The organism is Litorilituus sediminis, assembly GCF_004295665.1.
Taxonomy (GTDB): Bacteria; Pseudomonadota; Gammaproteobacteria; order Enterobacterales; family Alteromonadaceae; genus Colwellia; species Colwellia sediminis.
Map to the genome: position 1 here is coordinate 497911 of NZ_CP034759.1, position 18569 is coordinate 516479.

General features: G+C 38.5%; 20 protein-coding genes. 8 read left to right on the top strand and 12 right to left on the bottom strand.

The window, feature by feature from the left end:
* Nucleotides 1-9: 9 nt before the first annotated feature.
* The 8 genes from EMK97_RS02325 to EMK97_RS02360 form a co-directional block, all read right to left on the bottom strand.
* Nucleotides 10-1509, bottom strand: coding sequence for an alanine/glycine:cation symporter family protein (locus EMK97_RS02325; RefSeq protein ID WP_130599080.1), 1500 nt, complete (start codon nt 1507-1509; stop codon nt 10-12).
* 147 nt (nt 1510-1656) lie between these two features.
* A complete protein-coding gene (locus EMK97_RS02330; RefSeq protein ID WP_130599082.1) occupies nt 1657-2799 on the bottom strand; it encodes a M14 family metallopeptidase in 1143 nt (380 codons plus the stop codon).
* A gap of 123 nt (nt 2800-2922) precedes the next feature.
* Nucleotides 2923-3501 (bottom strand): TlpA family protein disulfide reductase, encoded by a 579-nt coding sequence (locus EMK97_RS02335; protein ID WP_246028857.1) that lies wholly within the window; start codon nt 3499-3501, stop codon nt 2923-2925.
* A gap of 81 nt (nt 3502-3582) precedes the next feature.
* Nucleotides 3583-4863 (bottom strand): serine--tRNA ligase, encoded by a 1281-nt coding sequence (gene serS, locus EMK97_RS02340; protein WP_130599084.1) that lies wholly within the window; start codon nt 4861-4863, stop codon nt 3583-3585.
* 38 nt (nt 4864-4901) lie between these two features.
* Entirely contained in the window at nt 4902-5303 is a 402-nt protein-coding gene (gene crcB / locus EMK97_RS02345) for a fluoride efflux transporter CrcB (RefSeq protein WP_130599086.1), read from the bottom strand.
* On the bottom strand, nt 5284-6612 hold the full coding sequence (locus tag EMK97_RS02350; protein ID WP_170176813.1) for a replication-associated recombination protein A: 1329 nt from the start codon (nt 6610-6612) through the stop codon (nt 5284-5286). Before EMK97_RS02350 ends, crcB begins: the two co-directional genes overlap by 20 nt.
* 103 nt (nt 6613-6715) lie before the next feature.
* Nucleotides 6716-7402, bottom strand: coding sequence for an outer membrane lipoprotein periplasmic chaperone LolA (lolA, locus tag EMK97_RS02355; RefSeq protein ID WP_130599088.1), 687 nt, complete (start codon nt 7400-7402; stop codon nt 6716-6718).
* A 23-nt stretch (nt 7403-7425) separates the two neighbouring features.
* Entirely contained in the window at nt 7426-10011 is a 2586-nt protein-coding gene (locus EMK97_RS02360) for a DNA translocase FtsK (protein WP_130599090.1), read from the bottom strand.
* Between the two features lie 247 nt (nt 10012-10258).
* Between EMK97_RS02360 and EMK97_RS02365 the strand changes: the two genes are divergently transcribed.
* Entirely contained in the window at nt 10259-10807 is a 549-nt protein-coding gene (locus EMK97_RS02365; RefSeq protein WP_130599092.1) for a YkvA family protein, read from the top strand.
* Nucleotides 10808-10866: 59 nt separating this feature from the next.
* On the opposite strand, the gene lrp is transcribed toward EMK97_RS02365, so the two are convergent.
* Nucleotides 10867-11349 carry a leucine-responsive transcriptional regulator Lrp gene (gene lrp / locus EMK97_RS02370; protein WP_130599094.1) on the bottom strand — a complete coding sequence of 161 codons (483 nt, stop codon included), beginning with the start codon at nt 11347-11349 and terminating at the stop codon, nt 10867-10869.
* 157 nt (nt 11350-11506) lie between these two features.
* Here lrp and ald point away from each other — a divergent pair, with 157 nt between their 5' ends.
* The 5 genes from ald to infA all read left to right on the top strand — a co-directional run bounded on the left by ald (nt 11507) and on the right by infA (nt 15607).
* Nucleotides 11507-12625, top strand: coding sequence for an alanine dehydrogenase (ald, locus tag EMK97_RS02375; protein ID WP_130599096.1), 1119 nt, complete (start codon nt 11507-11509; stop codon nt 12623-12625).
* A 190-nt stretch (nt 12626-12815) separates the two neighbouring features.
* Nucleotides 12816-13766, top strand: coding sequence for a thioredoxin-disulfide reductase (trxB, locus tag EMK97_RS02380; RefSeq protein ID WP_130599098.1), 951 nt, complete (start codon nt 12816-12818; stop codon nt 13764-13766).
* Nucleotides 13767-13781: 15 nt separating this feature from the next.
* Nucleotides 13782-14495, top strand: coding sequence for a leucyl/phenylalanyl-tRNA--protein transferase (gene aat / locus EMK97_RS02385; RefSeq protein WP_130599100.1), 714 nt, complete (start codon nt 13782-13784; stop codon nt 14493-14495).
* 15 nt (nt 14496-14510) lie between these two features.
* The gene (locus EMK97_RS02390) at nt 14511-15257 is read left to right on the top strand and encodes an arginyltransferase (protein WP_130599102.1); all 747 of its coding nucleotides are present in this window, start codon (nt 14511-14513) and stop codon (nt 15255-15257) included.
* 131 nt (nt 15258-15388) lie between these two features.
* Nucleotides 15389-15607 carry a translation initiation factor IF-1 gene (gene infA / locus EMK97_RS02395; protein WP_011043571.1) on the top strand — a complete coding sequence of 73 codons (219 nt, stop codon included), beginning with the start codon at nt 15389-15391 and terminating at the stop codon, nt 15605-15607.
* Between the two features lie 105 nt (nt 15608-15712).
* Here the strand turns inward: infA and EMK97_RS02400 are convergent, their stop codons facing one another.
* From EMK97_RS02400 to EMK97_RS02410, 3 genes are all read right to left on the bottom strand, one after another.
* Nucleotides 15713-16096 (bottom strand): VOC family protein, encoded by a 384-nt coding sequence (locus EMK97_RS02400; protein ID WP_130599104.1) that lies wholly within the window; start codon nt 16094-16096, stop codon nt 15713-15715.
* 54 nt (nt 16097-16150) lie between these two features.
* Nucleotides 16151-16741 carry a DUF3087 family protein gene (locus tag EMK97_RS02405; RefSeq protein WP_130599106.1) on the bottom strand — a complete coding sequence of 197 codons (591 nt, stop codon included), beginning with the start codon at nt 16739-16741 and terminating at the stop codon, nt 16151-16153.
* An 84-nt stretch (nt 16742-16825) separates the two neighbouring features.
* Complete coding sequence (locus EMK97_RS02410) at nt 16826-17095, bottom strand: hypothetical protein (protein ID WP_130599108.1); 270 nt, start codon at nt 17093-17095, stop codon at nt 16826-16828.
* 307 nt (nt 17096-17402) lie between these two features.
* Between EMK97_RS02410 and EMK97_RS02415 the strand changes: the two genes are divergently transcribed.
* Together EMK97_RS02415 and EMK97_RS02420 are read left to right on the top strand one after the other, a co-directional pair.
* Nucleotides 17403-17687 (top strand): hypothetical protein, encoded by a 285-nt coding sequence (locus tag EMK97_RS02415; protein ID WP_130599110.1) that lies wholly within the window; start codon nt 17403-17405, stop codon nt 17685-17687.
* Between the two features lie 108 nt (nt 17688-17795).
* Nucleotides 17796-18566: a substrate-binding periplasmic protein gene (locus EMK97_RS02420; RefSeq protein ID WP_130599112.1), complete on the top strand. Its 771-nt coding sequence runs from the start codon at nt 17796-17798 to the stop codon at nt 18564-18566.
* Nucleotides 18567-18569: the final 3 nt, after the last annotated feature.

Sequence of the window (18569 nt, forward strand, 5' to 3'; positions counted from 1 at the left end):
TAGCTTGACTTAACTTTTACTACTCTGGTCTTTCTCAAACTTTTCTTCCCAGAAAGTCGCATTTTCTATACCTAATTTTTTAGGATCAAAGGTAAATGTCTTAACGCCTTCTTCTTGCTGTCTTTCGTAGTCTTTCAAGGCTTTTAAGGCAGGTTTTGACATAAAGAAAATAATCAAAATACCAATAATGTTCAGCCATGCCATAAGGCCAACACCTATATCACCCATACCCCAAGCAATACTTGCAGCTTTTACCGTGCCGTAAAACGTAGCTGAGATAATAACCACTTTTAGGATAAAAATGCCCGCCGGTAACTTAAAAGTACGCTTAATGTAGTAAACGTTGTTTTCAGCAATAAAGTAATAAGCCAGAATCGTGGTAAAGGCGAAGAAGAATAATGCTAAGGCAACAAACGGCTTACCTACGCCTGTAAATACGCTATCTACTGCCATTTGTGTATATGCTGGACCATTAGTAATGACATCGGCAGCTAGGTTTTGCACGATAAACGTTTCTCCCGCGCCATGTACATTATAGGTACCAGTAATTAAGATCATAAATGCCGTAGCAGAGCATACAAATAATGTATCGATATAAACAGAAAATGCTTGTACTAGGCCTTGTTGTGCTGGGTGATCAACTTCTGCTGCTGCAGCGGCATGAGGGCCTGTACCTTGACCTGCTTCATTTGAGTAAACACCACGCTTTACACCCCAACCTATCGCTGCGCCAACACCAGCCATCGGCGTAAAAGCATCGCCAATAATTAACATAACCACGCCCGGTAATTGATCTATATTTAAACCTATGATGATTAATGAAATTAAAATGTAAGCCAATGCCATAAAAGGCACAACCACTTGAGTAAAGTTAGCAATACGCTTAATACCACCAAAAATGATAAAGCCAAGTAATAAGACAATACCTGTCGCAGTGTAAAGCTTGGCATAACTGATTGCACCAAAAGCAGTATTTATTGTTTGCGTATTGCCAAAGACTTGCTCTATTGCAGTTGCGATAGTGTTAGATTGCACCATAGGCAGCATAACACCTGTTGCAATGATGGTAGCAACGGCAAAAACCCATGCGTACCACTTCTGCCCCATCGCTTTTTCAATATAATAAGCTGGACCACCATGGTATTTTCCATCATGCTCTTCTTTATAAATTTGCGCATTGGTGGACTCAATATAAGCGGTTGCTGCGCCAAAAAATGCTACTATCCACATCCAGAAAACGGCACCTGGGCCACCAAAACCAATCGCTGCGGCCACACCTGCAATGTTACCGGCACCGACACGACCAGATAATGACACCGCTAACGCTTGAAATGATGAAATGCCCTGCTCCGAGCTTTTACCTGACATTAACAAGCGCCACATTTCAGTAAAATGGCGAATTTGAACAAAGCGTGTAACAACAGTGAAAAAAAGACCTGCACCCAAACACAAATAAATAAGGGCCGAGGACCATATATAACCATTTATGGTATTGACTATTTCCTGCACTTCCAACTCCTGATATTTTTATTATGATTTTTTAATTATTAACTACTAATACGCAAGCTAAAACAAAAAAGCAATAGGCCAAGTCATTATCTTGCTGCCTATTGCTTTTATTTAGCCATCAATATGAATACTATTTACGGCAATAACTTAACGTAATTCATCAACCATATGATAAACACCAGTTAAGAAATCACGCCCTAATAAACTACTGCGTGTATCAGACCAACCGACAGTAGCATCGGGTAATAAGTCGTTATCCTTAAACGGCATTTCAACCGTGTAAGCTAAACACTTAAACTGATTACCTACCCAGTTTGTGCCAACTGTCGGGTTTGCTTTGCCCGGCTCGTCTTTCTCATAACCGCGATCATCTTGAAACTCAGGTGTGATAGCTAATAAAATTTCTTTAAACTTATCTTCAAGTGCCTTATGACGTTCATCGTAAGCAACAACACCTTCACAACCTGCTAAGAAGTTTACTGGCAAGGCTTCATCACCATGAATGTCTAAAAACATATCGATACCTGTTTCAAACATTTTTTCACGCACTAAGAAAACTTCCGGGCTACGTTCCATGCTTGGCTCTAACCATTCTCTGTTTAGGTTTGCGCCGACAGCATTAGTACGCAGGTGACCGCGAACACTGCCGTCTGGATTCATATTCGGTACAATATAGAACACAGCTTTATTTAATAACGCTCTGGCAACACCGTCATCTTCATCAAGTAATCGATCAATAAAACCTTCAATGAACCACTCTGCCATGGTTTCACCTGGGTGTTGACGAGCAGTTAACCAAATTGTTTTTTTACCTTCGCCTTCTTGACCTATTTTTAATAAGCTCATATCACGACCGTCTAGTGTTTGTCCTAACACTTGCAACTGACAGTCTGGGCTCATTTGTGCACTGTGTACTAGATCTTGATGACGCTCATAACTATAAGGTGAGAAATAGGCAAAATACACAGAATCATATTCTGGTGCTAAGGTAAAAGTCAGGGTTTTACCGTCATAAGTGGTTGGTACTCTAAACCAATGGTCTCTATCGTAAGACGCTACGGCTTGATAATCTTCCCAACCTTCAACATAAGCTGCATCACCAGCATTGATAATATGCATAACATGCTCAGGACGTTCACCATTTTCTGCGGGATCAGTTTGTAATTTAAAATGGAACCACTGGTAAAAGTCAGACTGATTATCGTGTTTGATTTCTAATTGGATATTTGAAGGATCAGACGCCTCAATAACGCGGATATTACCGCTATCAAAATTGTCAGAGATTTGCATATTATTAACATCTTTGTTTGAAATGAAAGTGACAGTGTACACAAACAAAAGACAGATCACTACTGCCGGTAAGACATTAATAGTCGTGTGTTAACGAATTAACACGATTCAGTAAATAAACCATTACAATATTAATGAGCGTAAATACAGGCCTAATTCACTTGAGTAGCCCATGGATTTTGCCGTAATCACATTTTGCTTATTCAACACATAATAGCTTGGGTAGCCTGTAATGGAGAATGCCTTTTTAATTCCTTCATTCCCTAATGCCACAGGAAAAGTAAGCTGATGCTTTGAGGTAAACTTTGCCACTTCATCATCGTCGATATAATCTAATGCGATAGCAACCACTTTAATCGCTTTATTATCTTCATGTAGCGCTTGTAAATTGCGGATACTGGCGTGACAAACCTGACACCAAGGAGCAAAGAAATACAACACGGTTGTTTTACCTTGGGCAAACAAAGACACGGTATTATTATCTAAGGTGGTAACCGCATTAAAGTCAGCATTATACTGCTCAACAATATGGGTATCTGTTGCTAACATACTGGTTTCTCGAAAATAAGAAACTAGCTGGAAAGCTAAAAAAAAGATAATGGCTTGAATAAGTAAACTACGCAACACGGCTTTTCCTTCAGCTATTGGATTGAAAAACTCACTTCGCTTTATTAGACCTGAAACAATAGCATTTGTGTTCATTGAACCAATATTTTTGCCTAAATAAAAATGCCGATAATAACTATTATCGGCATTTGCATAAAACGCTACCAGCTTGGCATATTAACCAATTTTTGTTTCACCATTCATGTAAGGCTGTAAGGCTGTAGGAATTTCAATACTACCATCTGCTTGCTGATAGTTCTCTAATATAGCAACCAAAGTACGACCTACGGCTAAACCTGAGCCGTTAAGGGTATGTAATAATTCTGGCTTATTGGTTTCACTATTACGATAGCGAGCTTGCATACGACGCGCTTGGAAATCTCCCATATTTGAACATGATGAAATTTCACGATACGTATTTTGTGCAGGCAACCACACTTCTAAATCAAAAGTTTTTGTTGCACTAAAGCCAACATCGCCACTACACAACGTCATAGTACGGTATGGTAATTCTAATTTTTCTAAAATCGCTTCTGCATGACCAGTTAATTCATCTAAGGCGTTAAACGAGTCTTCCGGCTTAACCAATTGCACCATTTCAACTTTATCAAACTGGTGCTGACGAATTAAACCACGAATATCACGGCCACCAGAGCCAGCTTCACTTCTAAAACATGGTGTGTGGGCTGTCATCTTAATAGGTAAGTCAGCTTCATCAACAATTTCATCGCGCACTAGGTTGGTTAACGGCACTTCAGACGTTGGAATTAGCGAGAACTTTTTATTTGATAAGTCCGTGTGGAATAAATCTTCACCAAATTTAGGCAGCTGACCTGTACCAAATAACGAGTCTGAGTTAACTAAGTAAGGTACATACATTTCTTGATAGCCATGCTGCTCAGTATGCATATCAAGCATAAACTGCGCTAAGGCACGGTGTAATTTAGCAATTTTACCGCGCATTACCACAAAACGTGTACCCGCCAGTTTGGCACCACTTTCAAAGTCTAAGCCTTTTTCAATGGCTAAACCTAAATCAACGTGATCTTTCACCTCAAAGTCAAACTCACGTGGTGTACCCCAACGTTTTACTTCAACATTATCTTCTTCATCTTCACCTGTGGGTACAGACTCGTGCAATAAGTTTGGAATCGTACTTACAATCGCGTTGATTTGAGAAAGCACTTGCTCTTGCTCTGCTTTCGCCGCATCAAGCTCATCACCAAGTTGACTCACTTGAGCAAGTAATGGTGCTATATCTTCACCACGGGCTTTCGCTTGTCCAATAGACTTTGAACGGGTATTACGTTCATTTTGTAAATCTTGTGTTTTCACTTGAATCGCTTTACGTTGTTCTTCTAACGACGCAAGCGTTGCTGTATCAAGCTGGTAACCACGTTTTGCCAGCTGTGTGGCAATATTGTCTAAATCTGTTCTAAGAAGTTTTGCATCAAGCATAATTGTTCACGTTATTTGTTGAAATGTTATAAAAATTTTTATTTACTGAAAAAGGATACCAAATATAAACCTAAGCCTGCAGCACACAAGCATAAGCACACATTTAAAAGTACATTCAATACCGCTTTTAATACTTCACCTTGCTGCAAAAGCAACAAGGTATCTAATGAGAAGGTCGAAAAGGTGGTAAATGCCCCTAAAAAACCTATTCCTATTAATGTTCTATGAACATTAATATCTATTATTTCTTGCTCTATTAATTGATAAAGCAGCCCCATTATAAATGAGCCAGAGATATTAACCAGCAAAGTTGCAAAAGGGAATCCTTTTCCTAACCAATTGAGTATTAATTGTGAAATATAAAAGCGTAAGCTTGCGCCACAAGCACCGCCAATGGCAACGAAAGCATATAAAGTGAAGTTACTTATAGCGCTGCTCATAACTATCCCTATTTAATTTTTCTAAATACTCTAACTTATCCTTTAATTGCATTTCTAAACCTCGATCTGTTGGCTGGTAAAATTTTGTATGGCTATCATCAGCATAAGCTAATGCTTCTGGAAAATAATTTTCACCTGCAGCAAAGGCATTGGCTTCATTATGCGCATAGCGATAATCCTGACCGTGCCCTAACTCTTTGGTTAAGTTACTGGTAGCATTTTTTAAATGCAGCGGTACGTCTAAATCACTGGTTTGTTTGGCAACCACTAATGCTTGTTTAAACGCAGAATAAACAGCATTACTTTTTGGTGCTAACGCCATATAAACTGCCGCTTGCGCTATAGCACGCTCGCCTTCGCTTGGGCCAACGCGATGAAAGGTATCCCAGGCATTAACGGCTAGTTGCATTGCTCGAGGATCGGCATTACCTATATCTTCACTGGCAATAGCGAGTAAGCGTCGTGCCACATATAAGGCATCACCACCAGCATTTAAAATTCTTGCATACCAATAAAGCGCGGCATCGGGTGATGAACCTCGAACAGACTTGTGAAAAGCACTGATAAGATCGTAAAAAGCATCGCCACCTTTGTCATACAGAGCAATTTTACTGCCAGCGACCTGTTCAATAAGCGCAGCGGTTATCACTTTAGTATTTTCATTAATATCGCTCGTACTATCGAGACTATTTTCTAACAAGTTAAGCAAACGTCTGGCATCGCCATCAGCGCGTTTAATTAAACTTTGTCTGGCATCCGTGTCTAATTTAATCGCTAGCTGTTGTTCATTTTCACAAAAATCTAAGGCTCTAGTTAAAACCTGCTGTAATTCGGTATCGGTTAGCTTTTTCAGCGTATAAACACGTGCGCGAGATAAAATAGCTTTGTTTAACTCAAATGCCGGGTTTTCTGTAGTTGCGCCAATAAAAATAATGGTGCCATCTTCTATATAAGGTAAAAACGCATCCTGCTGCGCTTTATTAAAGCGATGAACTTCATCAACAAATAAAATCGTCCGCGTTTTACCCGAGCTGTTATTGACTCTTTGCTTAGCATTTTCTATTGCTTGACGAATTTCTTTGATACCTGAGGTTACCGCAGAGACACGCTCAATTTCGGCGTCAACATGATGCGCGATAATCTCCGCAAGGGTTGTTTTACCTGTACCTGGCGGTCCCCAAAAAATAAGTGAGTGACAATGACCTTGAACAATAGCCTGCTGAAGCGGTGAGCCTGAAGATAAAATATGCTGTTGACCAACATACTCTGTTAAATCTTTAGGTCGTAACTTGGCCGCTAGTGGTAATATTACCGCACTAGCGCCCTTGCCTTCAGCACTTTTACTCTGCTTAACAGCTTGCGCGGCAAACTCATCACCAAAATCTAACAAGCCATTATCTGGCTTGTTGCCACTATCGTTTGTCTTCAAGCCTTACGCCTTCTGGTAATGTAAACTGAAATAAATCTTCTGCTGGTACTTTGCTTTGTTGATACTGCGTTAATTCAATTTGACTTAGCTGCCCTGTTGCATCTTTAAAGGAAAATGATTTAATCGCATTGCCATTAAAAGTAACAGTTAAGCTTTTTATTTGGCTATCTTCTTTTTTCGGTGTAATAACAAAAGCAACGTCGTTCTGAGTGCTTTGTTCTTTAGGTATAGCAACTTCATTTACCTGATACTGCTGCCAAAGAGAGATATCATCATTGGTTAGTAATAAGATAGGCGTATTATCAATTGATTTTGCCAGTGAATAAGCCGTTGCTTGATCGATAAACGGGTCATAAAACCACAAGGTTTCACCATCACTGATAATAAAAGTTTCATCTGGCGAGGTGGTTTGCCAATTAACTAAATTGGGCTTACTAATTGCGAGCTTGCCAGCACCTTGCTGAATAAGTTCACCTTCTTCAGTGTAAATACTCTGGCTAAACTGGGCACTAAAATACTTAATACCAGCAAGCTTTGCCATTAACTGGCTTTTACTTGCTGTTAACGCTTGCGTACTTGGGCTATGTGTATCAGCTTGTACATTTAGGGAAAATAATGCTGAACTGACTATTGATACTGTACCAATAGTATTAATTAATCTTTTACTCATGTAATTAGAATTTAATCCTGTTTTTAAAAATCTTTCACTGGCGGTGGAGCTAATACTTCTCTCGCGCCATTATGACCTGGCGGTGATACAACCCCTTGCATTTCCATTTGCTCAACAATCCTTGCTGCTCGGTTATAGCCGATTCTAAACTTACGTTGCACACTTGAAATAGAGACTCTACGGGTTTCAGTGACAAAACTAATGGCTTCATCATACAAGGTATCAAGCTCTTCTTCCTCACCACCTTCTGCTTGCTCGCCCGGTAGTAAGATATCTTGCTCATTTTCACCAGATAATATCTCTTCAATATAATTTGGCTCGCCTCTGTCTTTCCAATCTTTCACTACGGCATGAACTTCATGATCATCAATAAAGGCGCCATGAACACGTGTAGGTACACCTGTGCCCGGCGGTAAATAAAGCATATCACCCATACCCAATAGCTGCTCAGCACCTTGTTGATCTAATATGGTGCGTGAGTTTAAGCCAGATGAAACCTGAAACGCCATGCGCGTTGGAATATTCGCTTTAATTAAGCCTGTAATGACATCAACAGAAGGTCTTTGGGTTGCCAGTACTAAGTGGATGCCTGCTGCCCTTGCCTTTTGTGCAATTCGCGCAATCAGCTCTTCTACCTTTTTACCAACAATCATCATCATGTCAGCAAATTCATCAACAATCACCACAATACTAGGTAATTTTTCCAGCATAGGTGGCGTTTGATCTAAACCATCACTTGGCTGCCATAATGGGTCGATAATAGGCTCGCCCTTAGCATTCGCTTCTAGGATTTTTTTGTTATAGCCCTTAAGGTTTCGCACACCAACAGCCGACATCACCTTATAACGACGCTCCATTTCACCAACACACCAACGCAGTGCATTAGCCGCATCTTTCATATCGGTAACGACTTCCGCTAATAAATGTGGAATACCTTCATAAACACTAAGCTCCAACATTTTTGGATCTATCATGATCATGCGCACATCTTCAGGCGTTGATTTATACAACAAGCTGACAATCATGGTGTTTACACCAACTGATTTACCTGAGCCGGTTGTACCGGCAACAAGTAAATGTGGCATTTTACCTAAATCTACCACTACAGGGTCGCCTGCGATATCTTTACCAAGCACCATAGTAAGTGATGAGCTTGATTCTTCAAACGCTGGACAGGAAATGACTTCACTTAAGCGCACTATTTCTCTGTGTTTATTCGGTAGCTCTAGGCCAATCACGGATTTACCTGGGATAACTTCCACAACACGTACACTAATTGCAGATAAAGCTCGCGCTAAATCTTTTGATAAGCTGGTTATTTTACTAACCTTAACACCTGGTGCTAAATCTAATTCAAATCGAGTAATAACAGGGCCTGGATACACAGATACCACTTGCGCTTTAACGCCAAAATCAAGCAGTTTGGCTTCAACTAAGCGACTGACTTGATCTAACTCATCTTGATTTACCGGATTTTGTGCTTTATCTGGTCTATCAAGTAAATCAATTGACGGCATACCTTGGAAGGTTTCTTCAGGCTCGGCAACTAAGTTCACTTGACCATTGTCTTGCTCAATATGCTGTGTAATTGGCTTGTATTGTGGTTCAGCGTGACTAGCATGGTTTGAAAAATCAATATCATCGGCTATATCAGGCTGATCTATATTAGCAAAAGCGGCGGCAATTTCTGCTCCACTGACATGCTCTTGAACATTGATATCGAATGGCTCAGTCAGTAATTCTTCAATATCAACAAACGGCTCATTGTCATGGGCATCATATGTGTCAGTAACTGGCTGTTCAGCAAGCGCTTTTTCCGATGCTTTTTCCGATGCTTTTTCCAGTGTTTTCTCAGGCGTTTGTGCTGATTTTGCTAAAGATTTGCTGTCTTCAATTTGAGCTATTGCGTCAATATCTGCTGAGTCAGCCGGCGCTTCTTCATTTGTAGCTGACGTGCCAAAGTTTTCCTTTATGGTTTTCGGCAGCGCAATTAAATACATAAAAGCAGCAATGGTATAATGACCAATGGCATCAATAAACTTTAACCAAGAAAAGCCTGTTAGTAAGACAAAGCCAGCACAAGTGAATAACAAAAAGATGAGCGTGCTGCCAACAAATGAAAAATACGGCAATAAGGTTTGGCTTAATACATCACCAACAATACCACCAGCAGAAAAATAAAAGATATCATCAAAATTCATGCTAGCAATCGAGGTGACACCAAGGTATAGCATAAAAAAGCCAATGAGCTTTAAACCGAGCGTTAAATAGTCTAGCTTCATTAACTGATGATATCGTTGAAATAATAACCAACCGACAATAGCGACAACAAAAGGTAAGCTATAGGCAATTAAGCCAAATAAATTCAATAACAGATCGGATAAATATGCGCCAACAGCGCCACCTAAATTGCGAACAGGCGTTTGATAACCGGTTTGTGCCCAGCCGGGATCAGCTGGATCAAAACTAAATAATGCCAACATCAAAAACATGGCAAAAACACTAAAGAATAATAGACCAGCTTCAAGTAGGCGTTGCACGCCACTAAGCTGCCTAGTATTTACTTCTCTTGGAAATTCATCCGTATTTTTTACAAGATCAGAAGACAATTAATCGTACCGTAGGAAATTTCTTGATTTAAAGGGGTAAAATAACAAATTATCTTGCAAGTTAAAATGCTTATACCAATTGAATTAACTATTCACTTGGTATTAACCAAACAAACGACTAAATAAGCGAACCTATATCTTTACAGTAATAAGTAAAATTTTTGTAAAAATGTCGCTAGCTTTGTTATAAGAATCTGTTAAATTTACATAAGTAAGCTACAAGTCATGTCACCATAGGAGAATAATAATGGCATTTGAAGTGACCTTTGAATTAAAAGAATCAGACTTAGACCATTTTAGAGATATCATGAGAAAAGCTCAGTCTGAAGCAGCGAAACTATCTGAGCAAGACATTATTAACAACGCAAAAACTCTAAGTCTTGAAGTAAAAACTGAAGTGCCTGAGTTCGTAAAGCAGCGATTAGTTAAACTTGAAACTCTAGTCGCCATGGTAGAAGACACAGAATGGCAAATTCCAGAACAAGAACGTGCCGATGTTATTAGTGCACTAGCCTACTTTAGCGACCCTGAAGATTTAGTAGCCGATCATATTCCTGTGTTTGGCTTCTTAGATGACGCGATTATGATTGAACTTGTTGCAGAAGAGCTGCAACCTGATATTGATGCTTTTGAAGAGTTCTGTGCCTACAGAGAGCGCGAACAAGAACGTGCTGGCGATAATACTATCACTAAAGATGACTGGTTAGACTCAAAACGCCGTGAATTACATAGCCGTATGCGTAATCGTCGCTCATCACGTAGAAGCTCACGTTCATCATTTAGATCTATCTTTTAAGCTTTGATAATCAGCTATAAAGGTAAAAGCGCGATAATACATCGCGCTTTTTATGACAACTAACGGTTAATTGGCAGCATATTAGTGGATTTTATTTCATCCATGACCACATAAGTTCTACTTTCACTCACTGCCGGCAACCTTAATAAAGTATCACCAAGTAATTCTCGATACGCTAGCATATCTTTAACTCGCGTCTTTAAAAGAAAATCAAAGTTACCGGAAACTAAATGACATTCTTGAATAACATCAAGTTCATGCACCGCTTTAGCAAAATCATCAAAAACATCAGGGCTGGTTTTAGTTAAGGTAATTTCTACTAACACCAATAAGGCGGCATCGAGTTTTAACGGGTTTAGCATGGCTTTATAGCCTGTAATGTACTGCTCTTTCTCTAAGCGCTTAACCCGCTCTAAACAAGGTGTTGGACTTAAACCGACTCGTTTTGATAGCTCAACATTAGATAAACGACCATTTTTTTGCAACTCACTAAGAATGTTCTTATCAATACGATCGAGGGATTTATTAGAGTAATTGCTCATTTATTTAACTCTGTATATGTCATATTTTTTAGCATTATATATCGGCATTAATGAAATAACGACAGGTTATTCTAGATAAATGCCACTATACTAGTCGCAAATATTACAACAAGCGCTAAAATTATATGCGCAACTTTTAACATAGAGTGAGAATATTATGATTATTGGTGTACCTAAAGAGATTAAAAACCATGAATACCGTGTTGGTATGGTTCCAGCGAGTGTTCGTGAGTTAATTAATCATGGCCACAGTGTATTAGTTGAAACTAATGCTGGTATTGGCATTGGTTTTACTGATGAAGATTACATTGCTGCTGGTGCATCTATCTTAGCTAAAGCAAGCGATGTTTTTGCTCAAGCAGATATGATTGTAAAAGTTAAAGAGCCGCAAGCTGTAGAGCGCGCTATGTTACGTGAAGGTCAAATTTTATTTACTTACCTTCACCTAGCACCAGACTTACCACAAACTCAAGACCTAGTAAAAAGTAAAGCTATTTGTATTGCTTATGAAACAGTAACCGATGACTTTGGTGGCTTACCATTATTAGCACCTATGTCTGAAGTAGCGGGTCGTATGTCAATTCAAGCTGGCGCTCAAGCATTAGAAAAATCAAATGCAGGTCGCGGTATGTTACTTGGTGGCGTACCAGGTGTTGAGCCAGCAAAAGTTGTTGTTATTGGTGGCGGTATGGTTGGTAACAACGCTGCACAAATGGCTGTTGGCATGGGTGCTGATGTGGTTGTTCTTGATCGTAATACTAATGTTTTACGTAAGTTAGATGCACAATTTGGTAATAGAATTAAAGCGGTTTACTCAACAGCTGATGCATTAGAAAAACACGTATTAGAAGCTGACCTTGTTATTGGTGGTGTATTAATTCCAGGTGCTGCTGCGCCTAAATTAGTCACTAAAGAACACATCAAAAACATGAAAGCAGGCTCTGCTATTGTTGATGTTGCCATTGACCAAGGTGGTTGTATTGAAACATCTCATGCAACAACACACGCTGAACCAACTTACATTGTTGATGATGTTGTTCACTACTGTGTTGCTAACATGCCAGGTGCAGTACCTCGTACGTCAACCTTTGCATTAAACAATGCAACATTACCTTACATTATCCAACTAGCTAACAAAGGTTATAAGCAAGCATTAAATGACAATGCCCACTTATTAAATGGCTTAAACGTGATTGACGGTAAAGTAACAGTAAGAGAAGTAGCTGATAACTTAGGTTTTGAGTTCGTTGAACCTGCAACAGCGCTTAATGCTTAATTTAAGCAACTAGTTTAACAATAAAAGTGCAAACATCAGTTTGCACTTTTTTTTGCCCTAAAACTTCCCTTAGAAGAATTTCTTTACAGTTATGCGGCAAAGTTTTTCAGAAAACGTCTATACAGACTTGATATAACAACATATCATCCCAAACTAATTGTCAGAATAAATTTTAAATTTTGGAGTAATCATGAGTGACGCTAGACATTGCCCTCTTCTAATTTTGGGCTCTGGCCCTGCTGGATATACTGCAGCAGTATATGCAGCTCGCGCAAACTTAAAGCCTGTAATGATCACAGGTATGCAACAAGGTGGTCAATTAACCACAACAACAGATGTTGAAAACTGGCCAGGCGATGCAGATGACTTAACCGGTCCTGCATTAATGGAGCGTATGCAAAAGCACGCTGAAAAATTTGATACTGAAATTATTTTTGATCATATTGAGTCAGTAGACTTTTCATCTAAGCCATACAAATTAACAGGTAGCAACGAATACACTTGTGACGCACTGATTATCTGTACTGGTGCTTCTGCACAATACTTAGGTTTACCATCAGAAGAAGCCTTTATGGGTAAAGGTGTTTCTGCATGTGCTACCTGTGATGGTTTCTTTTATAAGAACCAAAAAGTGGCTGTTGTTGGTGGTGGTAATACCGCAGTAGAAGAAGCTTTATATCTTTCAAACATTGCCAGTGAAGTACACTTAATTCATCGTCGTGATACCTTCCGTAGTGAGAAAATCTTAACGGATCGTTTATACGATAAAGTTGAAAACGGTAATATTATTCTACATACAGACCGCACTTTAGATGAAGTATTAGGCGATAACATGGGTGTTACAGGCCTGCGCATTAAAGATACTAAATCAGATGCAACTGAAGAGCTTGCTGTTGCAGGTGTATTTATTGCCATTGGTCATAAGCCAAATACAGATATCTTTAAAGATCAACTTGATATGAAAGATGGTTATTTAACTATTCAAAGTGGCACGCAAGGTAACGCAACACAAACCAGTGTTGAAGGTATTTTTGCTGCAGGTGATGTTGCCGATCATATTTATCGCCAAGCGATTACATCTGCAGGTGCTGGCTGTATGGCTGCACTTGATGCCGAGCGCTACTTAGACGCCAAAAAATAAACTATTAGGTAGTTTATGAGCCAAATATTATATCAATTAGACCATAATCATTTGGCTTTTCCTCCCATTGAATCTGCCCTAGTAGATCCCAATGGATTATTAGCCGTTGGCGGTGATTTATCTGCCCAGCGGCTAATAAAGGCCTACAATCAAGGAATTTTCCCTTGGTTTAATGTACATGATCCTATTATGTGGTGGTCACCTGATCCTCGGTGCGTGGTTTACAATCAAGATTTACGGATTAATCGCACACTAAGAAAAGCCATTAACAAAGTACCTTTTACCATTACCTTAAACCACAGTTTTACTGATGTCATAAAATACTGTGCTAATGCCCCGTTTCGAAATGAAGATACATGGATTATTCCTGAAATGTTACAGGCGTACCAAAATCTTCACCAACTTGGCTATGCTCATTCAATTGAAGTATGGCAAGAGCAGCAGCTTGTTGGCGGTTTATATGGTGTCGCTATTGGCGGTTACTTTTCCGGCGAATCAATGTTTTATAAACAAGCTAATGCATCTAAGTTTGCCTTAGTTGCTTTATCGCAATTGTTACATTCTATTGAGATTAACTTTATTGATTGTCAACTGCTTAACCCTTTTTTAGCTGATATGGGAGCAACAGAGATCAGCAGAGAGAGTTTTCGAACTGAGCAGCTTAATGCTATAACTAAAGATATACCTGAGAATTTTTGGAAAGCAAAAGAGCTTACTATTGCGATCTAACTTAGAGGTATTTTCATGAATAGTACTAGCTTTAAATTAGGCATAACAGAAACATTTCCCTGTAATTATTTACCAGAGAAACAAGAGCGCTTACTGATCGCTGTCGATGATAGACTACAAAACAATCAAAGTTATTCTTGGCTTATGACCCAAGGTTTTAGACGAAGTGGCGATCAAAGCTACCGTCCTCACTGCCCTGATTGCAATGCCTGTCAATCTATTCGTATTAATGTCGCAAACTTTAAGCCATCGAAAAGCCAAAAAAAAACCATTAAGCGTAATCAAGCATGTGTTATCAAATACTCAGATCATCTTAAAGATAGTTATTACCCCTTGTATGAGCAATATATTAATACCTGTCATAGTGACGGCAGTATGTTCCCGGCAACTTACCAGCAATTTAAAAGCTTTCTTAGCAGTAATTTAACCGAGCAATTTTTTATTGAAACTTGGAATAAGCAAGAAGATGGCAGCCTTGAACTTATCTGCGTTGCGGTTACAGATAAATTAATTAATGGTTTATCCGCTGTTTATACTTTTTTTCATCCTAAGTACCAAAGGCAAAGCTTAGGGGTTAATTCAATTTTGTCCCAAATTGCCCTTTGTCAGGAGAAGCAAGTCCCCTACCTTTATTTGGGTTATCAAATTGATGACTGCAAAAAAATGAACTACAAAAATCGCTACTTTCCGTATGAAAGATTTATTAACGGACAATGGCAATTATTCGAAAAAAGCTCTACAGACAGGGAATTTGATAAATAAATAGGCGCAAAGCTTTACTTTAGTCGAGCAATTAGGCATCATTCGCGCAGCTTTTTTTATCAGCCACATAAATTCAACATTTCAACAGGATTTTTGGCTTAACTTGCACAACATTAGAGGTTTAGCGCCCCATGGCGAAAGAAGAAAATATTGAAATGCAAGGTACGGTATTAGATACCTTACCAAACACTATGTTCCGAGTAGAATTGGAAAACGGTCATGTAGTTACAGCACACATTTCTGGTAAAATGCGTAAAAACTACATTCGTATTTTAACTGGCGATAAAGTAACGGTAGAATTAACACCGTACGATTTATCAAAAGGCCGCATTATTTTCCGCGCTAGATAATATTTATATTGAATTCAAGCTAGATAATTGACTAGATAGTTGTGAATTTAATAGATAAAAAAACCAGCTTATGCTGGTTTTTTTATGTTTATTTATATTGAGGTTTTATGTTGGCATGCTCAAATGAAAAGCATTGAGCTTATTACCGTCTAAATCTCGAAAGTAAGCGGCATAAAACCCAGACATTTCTTCTCTTGGTCCAGGCTTACCCTCACAAGTAGCCCCTAATTCTAGGGCTTTTTTATAAAAACTTGCAACCTGCTCGTTACTATCTAGCATGATAGCAACCATAGTACCATTACCAACTGTTGCCGGTTGACCATCAAATGGCTTGGTAATGGATAAAGCGGTACTGTCTTGATCTTTAGACCAAGCGACGAACTGCTCGGTTTCTAAAAAGCGCCCTACACCTATACTGGCAAATAACCTATCGTAAAATGCAACTGCTTTTGCTAGGTCATTAGTCCCTAGAGTAACATAGCCAATCATAATTAAACTCCCTGTAATCTTGTGGTTGTACCTATTGAATAAACGAATCTGAGGCTAACTATAAGATGATAGCAAACTCTTATCAAATTGCGCGGCTGAAATAGTTAAACCATTAGCCGAAATAATATCATTTAAACGATTAATCTCTAGTTCCACTGTCGACATTGTCAGGGTGTTATCGTCCAACTGATACACTTGTCGCAAACTCTGATAGTAAAAGCACAGAATAATTAAGGCAACTTCATCTTGGCTCTCAGCAGATTGTTTAATCTGCTTGAGCTTTCTATAAATTTGATTTTGAATTTGTTTTAATTGCCAAACGTAATATATTTCCGTAAATAATGTATGCTTTCTTAAGCTATGTAAAATCGCAGCACACGCTAATAAAGCTAAAATCACACCAAGCAAATTAAATTTAAAATTAGACGGACTTTGCTCTTCTTTGCTGCCTTCTTGCACTGTGTCAACTTGTTCTACCTTACTAGCACTGTCTTGGGTTGCCATAGCATAAGGAACATCAGAGAAAACAGAAATTAATACCGAACCAAATAACAATGACAGACTAAGTAGCGTAACTAAGAAACCTACAATAACGATATTTAATTTTTTTCGATATTCTGCTTTATTTATATCAATTAATTGCACTTTGTTGCTCACTTCAAATTAAAAGAATTTTAATGTGCAATTATACAAGCGCTCCTCGCTAGATAAAGCTTAAATAAGCAAAACTTAGGTTTTATTTCGTCTCATTTTAATATTGGGCTGGGTGTCAATAACGCCATCTTCATTTACGGTAATGCTAACACCGTCAAGTGACATCACAACAAGGCAAGTATCATTAGATGTTCGTACAAAGTCGATATCATAACCGAACTGAAACAAGGAGCTTACAGAACGTTTTTGTGCATAATTAAGTAGAGACCACCAAGCATAACTCTCCACAGGCTTGCGGCGCTGGTGAAACTTTTTAATTGAATTTTTAAACCCTCGAAAGCTCATATTATTTGACGTTCAACAAAAGGTAAATTGAGATAAATACCTCACTCTTTTGCTACAGCTAAATGCACTAGAGAATTTATCCTGATCAATAACGCAACTAAGCACTGCAATGCATTAATTATACCTATAAGAGTTTTAACATTAACAATCAATCAATTAAGTCAATTATTCAATAAAAATTAATCTAGCGGCAATAATATTGTAAAAATAACTGACAACAAGATGCGAGTTTAAAAGGAGGAATTAATAGCTATTTGATAAAAGTAAGCTAGATTTAAATAGAGTATGGGTAAATTTGGTGGTTAATATGTTTGATGACTCTACACAGCTAGATTTAGATGATAGCGATAATGAATGTGCAGCTGAACGAAGAAGCGCTTGCCCTAGCAGAAATAAACTATGGTCTCAGCTCAATGTGGCACAACAAGCTGCGGTTAGCTCTTTATCTCATTATGGCTATGAACTTAGCTTTATAAGAGATATAGACGCCAATCAAGTTGTGGTTTTGCTCTTAAACGGTGCTTCGGTAACAATTGACCTTGAAGGTAATATTAACACCAACAGCCAAATCCCCATCCGCAATACAGATTAATAACATGATACTAGTGGTAACAAGGCATGCTTCATGCTTTAATAGCTGATAGTCAATAATTTAATAGAGCTGCTAAAGCGATCCCCTAACTTGAATAAGTTTGCTTACATGAAAAGGCTGTTAACGCTCCTGATTTTTCTCTCCGCCCCTTTTTTAGTGTGCGCGCAAACACCTGCAACTATTCAAATAGCCACCTATATAGAGCCACCTTTTGCTGACATTGTTGATGGTCAGTATGTCGGTCGAAATATACGAATAGCAAAATTATTAGCAAAGTCATATCAAAAAAATGTAAATTTTATCTACTGCCCTATGGCTCGCTGTTTGTTAATGTTAAAAACAGGACAAGCAGATATGATTATTTCTATTCTCAAAACGCCTGAGCGCAGTGAGTATTTAGACTTTATTAAACCGCCAATAGTAGAACAAATACACCCTATTAATTTTTATACACAAAAAAATAGTGCTATCACCATAAACACTTACGATGATTTAAAACATTTAATTGTCGGCTCTATTCGAGGAAGCCGTTATTTTGAGCGCTTTGACCGAGATAATAAACTTGAAAAAGTGCAATTTAACGACCGTAAGCAAATGATCCAAATGTTGCTAAAGGGTCGAATTGATGCTTTTATTGCCCGTGAAGAGTCTATCTTGCCTTTAGTTGATGAACAAACATACGACGAACAATTTACGAAACAAGCATACCAATTCAGTAAGCCTGTATATGGTTATATTGCTATCTCAAAGAAATCACCATTTGCCAAAGAAAGTCAGTTAATTAGTGCGAAAATAACTAAGTTACTCAAAAATGGTGATATTCGAGCAGCTATTAACACCCCAGTACCTTTTTTATCAAAATCTAGCGGTGAAAGTTAAAAA

What these genes read in the sequence shown, in the direction of transcription:
- trxB (WP_130599098.1), top strand. Translation starts at nt 12,816, where the DNA reads ATGAGTGACGCTAGACATTGCCCTCTTCTAATTTTGGGCTCTGGCCCT.
- infA (WP_011043571.1), top strand. Translation starts at nt 15,389, where the DNA reads ATGGCGAAAGAAGAAAATATTGAAATGCAAGGTACGGTATTAGATACC.
- EMK97_RS02420 (WP_130599112.1), top strand. Translation starts at nt 17,796, where the DNA reads ATGAAAAGGCTGTTAACGCTCCTGATTTTTCTCTCCGCCCCTTTTTTA.
- crcB (WP_130599086.1), bottom strand. Translation starts at nt 5,303, where the DNA reads ATGAGCAGCGCTATAAGTAACTTCACTTTATATGCTTTCGTTGCCATT.
- EMK97_RS02390 (WP_130599102.1), top strand. Translation starts at nt 14,511, where the DNA reads ATGAATAGTACTAGCTTTAAATTAGGCATAACAGAAACATTTCCCTGT.
- EMK97_RS02330 (WP_130599082.1), bottom strand. Translation starts at nt 2,799, where the DNA reads ATGCAAATCTCTGACAATTTTGATAGCGGTAATATCCGCGTTATTGAG.
- ald (WP_130599096.1), top strand. Translation starts at nt 11,507, where the DNA reads ATGATTATTGGTGTACCTAAAGAGATTAAAAACCATGAATACCGTGTT.
- EMK97_RS02365 (WP_130599092.1), top strand. Translation starts at nt 10,259, where the DNA reads ATGGCATTTGAAGTGACCTTTGAATTAAAAGAATCAGACTTAGACCAT.
- EMK97_RS02400 (WP_130599104.1), bottom strand. Translation starts at nt 16,096, where the DNA reads ATGATTGGCTATGTTACTCTAGGGACTAATGACCTAGCAAAAGCAGTT.
- lolA (WP_130599088.1), bottom strand. Translation starts at nt 7,402, where the DNA reads ATGAGTAAAAGATTAATTAATACTATTGGTACAGTATCAATAGTCAGT.
- EMK97_RS02410 (WP_130599108.1), bottom strand. Translation starts at nt 17,095, where the DNA reads ATGAGCTTTCGAGGGTTTAAAAATTCAATTAAAAAGTTTCACCAGCGC.
- EMK97_RS02415 (WP_130599110.1), top strand. Translation starts at nt 17,403, where the DNA reads ATGTTTGATGACTCTACACAGCTAGATTTAGATGATAGCGATAATGAA.
- lrp (WP_130599094.1), bottom strand. Translation starts at nt 11,349, where the DNA reads ATGAGCAATTACTCTAATAAATCCCTCGATCGTATTGATAAGAACATT.
- EMK97_RS02335 (WP_246028857.1), bottom strand. Translation starts at nt 3,501, where the DNA reads ATGAACACAAATGCTATTGTTTCAGGTCTAATAAAGCGAAGTGAGTTT.
- aat (WP_130599100.1), top strand. Translation starts at nt 13,782, where the DNA reads ATGAGCCAAATATTATATCAATTAGACCATAATCATTTGGCTTTTCCT.
- serS (WP_130599084.1), bottom strand. Translation starts at nt 4,863, where the DNA reads ATGCTTGATGCAAAACTTCTTAGAACAGATTTAGACAATATTGCCACA.